Origin of the sequence: Peptoniphilus indolicus ATCC 29427 (assembly GCF_000227315.1) — a bacterium.
GTDB lineage: Bacteria > Bacillota > Clostridia > Tissierellales > Peptoniphilaceae > Peptoniphilus > Peptoniphilus indolicus.
Map to the genome: position 1 here is coordinate 146,037 of NZ_JH165063.1, position 3,816 is coordinate 149,852.

The 3,816-nt window shown below is 32.3% G+C and carries 4 protein-coding genes; 3 read left to right on the top strand and 1 reads right to left on the bottom strand.

What is annotated here, in order from left to right; genetic code table 11:
- Positions 1–1,282 (top strand): sodium-dependent transporter (locus HMPREF9129_RS07360; RefSeq protein ID WP_004822081.1); only part of this gene is annotated, 1,282 nt, incomplete at its 5' end.
- 58 nt (positions 1,283–1,340) lie between these two features.
- Here the strand turns inward: HMPREF9129_RS07360 and HMPREF9129_RS07365 are convergent.
- Positions 1,341–1,883 (bottom strand): biotin transporter BioY, encoded by a 543-nt coding sequence (locus HMPREF9129_RS07365; protein ID WP_004822083.1) that lies wholly within the window; start codon positions 1,881–1,883, stop codon positions 1,341–1,343.
- Between the two features lie 198 nt (positions 1,884–2,081).
- On the opposite strand from HMPREF9129_RS07365, the gene HMPREF9129_RS07370 reads away from it, so the two are divergent.
- A complete protein-coding gene (locus HMPREF9129_RS07370; RefSeq protein ID WP_004822084.1) occupies positions 2,082–2,873 on the top strand; it encodes a type III pantothenate kinase in 792 nt (263 codons plus the stop codon).
- Complete coding sequence (dusB, locus tag HMPREF9129_RS07375) at positions 2,863–3,804, top strand: tRNA dihydrouridine synthase DusB (RefSeq protein ID WP_004822086.1); 942 nt, start codon at positions 2,863–2,865, stop codon at positions 3,802–3,804. Before HMPREF9129_RS07370 ends, dusB begins: the two co-directional genes overlap by 11 nt.
- Positions 3,805–3,816: the final 12 nt, after the last annotated feature.

Sequence of the window (3,816 nt, forward strand, 5' to 3'; positions counted from 1 at the left end):
CAGCTCCATTTGGGGCTTTATTTTAGTTGCAATAGGTCTTGCACTAGGTATAGGTTCTCTTTGGAGATTTCCTTATGTAGTAGGTGCTAATGGAGGCGCTATTTTTATACTAATATACATTGCAATAATATTGATTATAGGTATTCCTCTAATGACTTGTGAGGTTGCTATAGGCTTTCATACTCAACGCACTGCAATTGATGCATATAAGACTATTGCTCCTAAATCAAAATTTTATTTAGCTGGATATTTACACTTAATAGCAGCAGCTCTAATACTTGGGTATACCGCACCTATTTATTCGTGGATTTTTAAATACTTAATTGTAAGTTTCCAAGGTTCTTATATGGGGCTTACTCCTGATGGTGTAGTAGAATTCTTTAATGACTTCAATGCTGACAAGACTCAAGTGTTTTTATTTTTTATAATAAATTTGCTATTAAATATTTTTGTATTAATTTTTGGAGTACAAAAAGGAATTGAGAGAATCTCTAAAATCCTTTTACCAATATTATTTTTGATTATGGCGGTTGTAATAATTTCAGTTCTTAGAGTTGATGGGGCTATTGATGGAGTTAAATTTTTATTTTTACCTGATATATCTAAATTTACTCTTGATTCACTTTTAACTTGTTTAGGACAAGCTTTCTTTGCTCTTGGATTGGGAATGTTGGGAAGTATGGTTTTCGGTTCATACATCAAAGATAAAGATGAAAATATATTTAAGAGCTCTTCTCTAATTTGTATTTCTTTAATTTTCGCAGGTATTCTTGCAGGACTTATGATACTCCCTATGGTATTTGGAACTAATTTAGAAGTTACAGAAGGTGTTAGTTTGAGTTTTTTGACCCTACCTAATGCATTCAATCTTGTACCCGGGGGATATTTCTTATCCATACTATTTTATTTAGGATTTTACATTGCAGCATTTACTTCTTCAGTTGGAGTTTATGAAGCGATAGTGGGGCTTTTAACTGAAAAGTATAGCTTAAATAGAATTACAGCTATTTTAATCAGTGCAGTACCTATAGTTATAGTAGCTTATCTTTCAATCAACAACGATGCTTTATTTGGAATGTTTGATGTCGTAGAAAGTAATTATATTTTAGTTTTCAGTTGTCTTGCGATAGCTATATTCTCTGGCTATGTTTGGGGAATTGAAAATGTAATTGAAGCTAGCAATATTAAAAATGAATTTGTGAAGAGTTGGATGAGAATAAGTATAAAATATATAACTCCAGTAGCTATATTGATAATATTTTTATCACATTTCTTTAAATAATATAAATTAAGTAAACAAAAAAGGTAGATAGAGAAATTTCTCTATCTGCCTTTTTTGTTTATTTATATTGTATTGCATTTTTTATCTTAGGTGCGATGGCAGTAGCGATTGCCATCTTAAGTAAATCCCCCGGAATAAATGGAATAAGTCCAAGTTGCAAAAGGCCTGTAATTGTACCGGGTGCTTTAGACATACCAGCCAATATATAGTACATATATGGGATTCCTACAATGTAAAATATAATTTCACCTACAACAGTTGCAAGAAATATTTTTTTATAATCTCTTGAATCTCCAACTATTTTAGAAATTACATATGAGCCTACAACAAAACCAATTAAGAAGCCGAATGAAGGTTTGAATACAGTTTGTAGACCGCCGGTAAATTGAGCAAATACAGGAAGACCTGCCAATCCAATTAATAAATATATAAGTACACTTAGTGCAGCATCTTTAGCCGGCAATAATAATGCGGCCATAATTACAAAAAAGTTTTGAAAACTAATCGGAACAGGGCCTATTGGAACAGAAATAAAAGCTCCGACACAAATAAGTGCTGTAAATAATGCAATTCTAACTATGCGAGTTGTGTTTTTAGTCATGATAGACCTCCTTTAATAACTACATATATTTTAAAGCCGGTTAACGCTAATGTCAAATTAAATTTGATTGTAAACCTAAATATAATAAAATAAGAAAATTTATTGAAAATGATAAATTTAATAGATATACTTAATGAGATTGTAAATTTGGGGTAAAAATAAAAAATCATAAAATATACAAACAAGTTAGGAGAGACGATGTTATTAGCAATTGATGTAGGAAATACTTCTATAGTTTATGGTATATATCAAGGTGAAGAATTAATACAAAATTTTAGAATAGCAACAGTGAAGACGAGGTCTTCTGATGAATATGGAATGATATTTCAAAATACTCTATCAAATGCAGGAATAGGGTTGAATGAAATAGAAAATGTAATAATATCTTCAGTTGTTCCGAATCTTATGCACACTTTACCATCAATGATTATAAAGTATTTTGGTAAAAGGCCGATAGTGGTCAATGGAGATTTAGATTACGATTTAAAAGTAGAATATGATAACCCAAGTGCTGTAGGAGCTGATAGAATTGTAAATGCAGTAGCTGCACTCGAAGTATATGGAGGACCTTGCATAATAATAGACATAGGCACAGCTATGACATTTTGCGTAGTAGACAAGGACAGAACATATAGAGGGGGGCTTATTTTCCCGGGGATTGGAATTGCTGCCGAAGCACTTTTTGAAAGAACTTCAAAATTACCGAGAATAGAAATTAAAAAGATTGATAAAGTAGTTCAAACCAATACTGTTTCATCAATGCAATCAGGATTATATCATGGATATAATGTTTTGATTGATGGAATAATAGAAAGGATAATAGATGAAGTGGGCTTTGAAGAAAAGAGTACAAAAATAATTTCAACAGGTGGATTTTCATCTCTTTTAACTCATGAGTCAAAGTATGACATAATAATTGATAAATACTTAACTCTTGATGGGCTCAGAATGATATATGATATGAATAGGGATAAGATTTTTGGAAACTAAAATATTTGCATCACTTGCACCTCTTGCAGGGTATACAGACATAGCTTTTAGAGAAATTTGCTCGAGAATGGGAGCAAGTGAAGTTGTGACTGAAATGGTGTCCTGCAAGGGAATAGTGTATGGCGACAGAAAGACAAATGATTTATTAAAGACTTCTCCAAATGAAAAAAATGTTGTGGTACAACTTTTTGGAGATGAACCATATTTTATGGCTAAGGCGGCTGAAATTGTATCTAAATTTGATTTTATAGGGATAGATATAAATATGGGATGTCCTGCGCCTAAAATTGTGAAAAATAATTCTGGCTCTGCGCTATTAGATCAACCCAATTTAGTATATGAAGTAACAAGGGCAGTTGTGAATGCTACAGACCTTCCAGTCAGTGTGAAGATTAGAAAGGGAATAAGAGAAACTAATTCTATGGAAGCGGCGAAGGAGATAGAAGCAGCAGGGGCCAAGAGAATAACTGTTCATGGAAGAACTCGTGAAGAATACTACACGGGAGTTTCTGATTGGGAATATATATCAGAGATTGCAAAACTTGTTAAAATTCCTGTGATAGGTAATGGGGATGTAGATTCTTATCAAAATGCTTTGGAAAAAGTTATGAGCTATGGAGTGAATGGTGTGTCGATAGGTAGAGCAGCTATAGGAAATCCGTTTATTTTTGAAGAGATAGCTACTAAATCAAGAGGCGAAGAATATTTTGAGCCAAGCTTTGTGGATAGAATTGAAAAGGCGAGAGAGCATTTAAGACTTGCAGTTGAATACAAAAATGAAAGATTGGGCGTGCTTGAAATGAGAAAACAGTTTGTGGGTTATTTTAAAGGTATGCCTGGTTCAAAAGAAGCACGAGACAATATAAACAGATTAAATTCTTACAAACTTATAGATGAAGAATTACTTAGGTTTGAAGAAAAGTTTATTTAAAAATTTAATTAG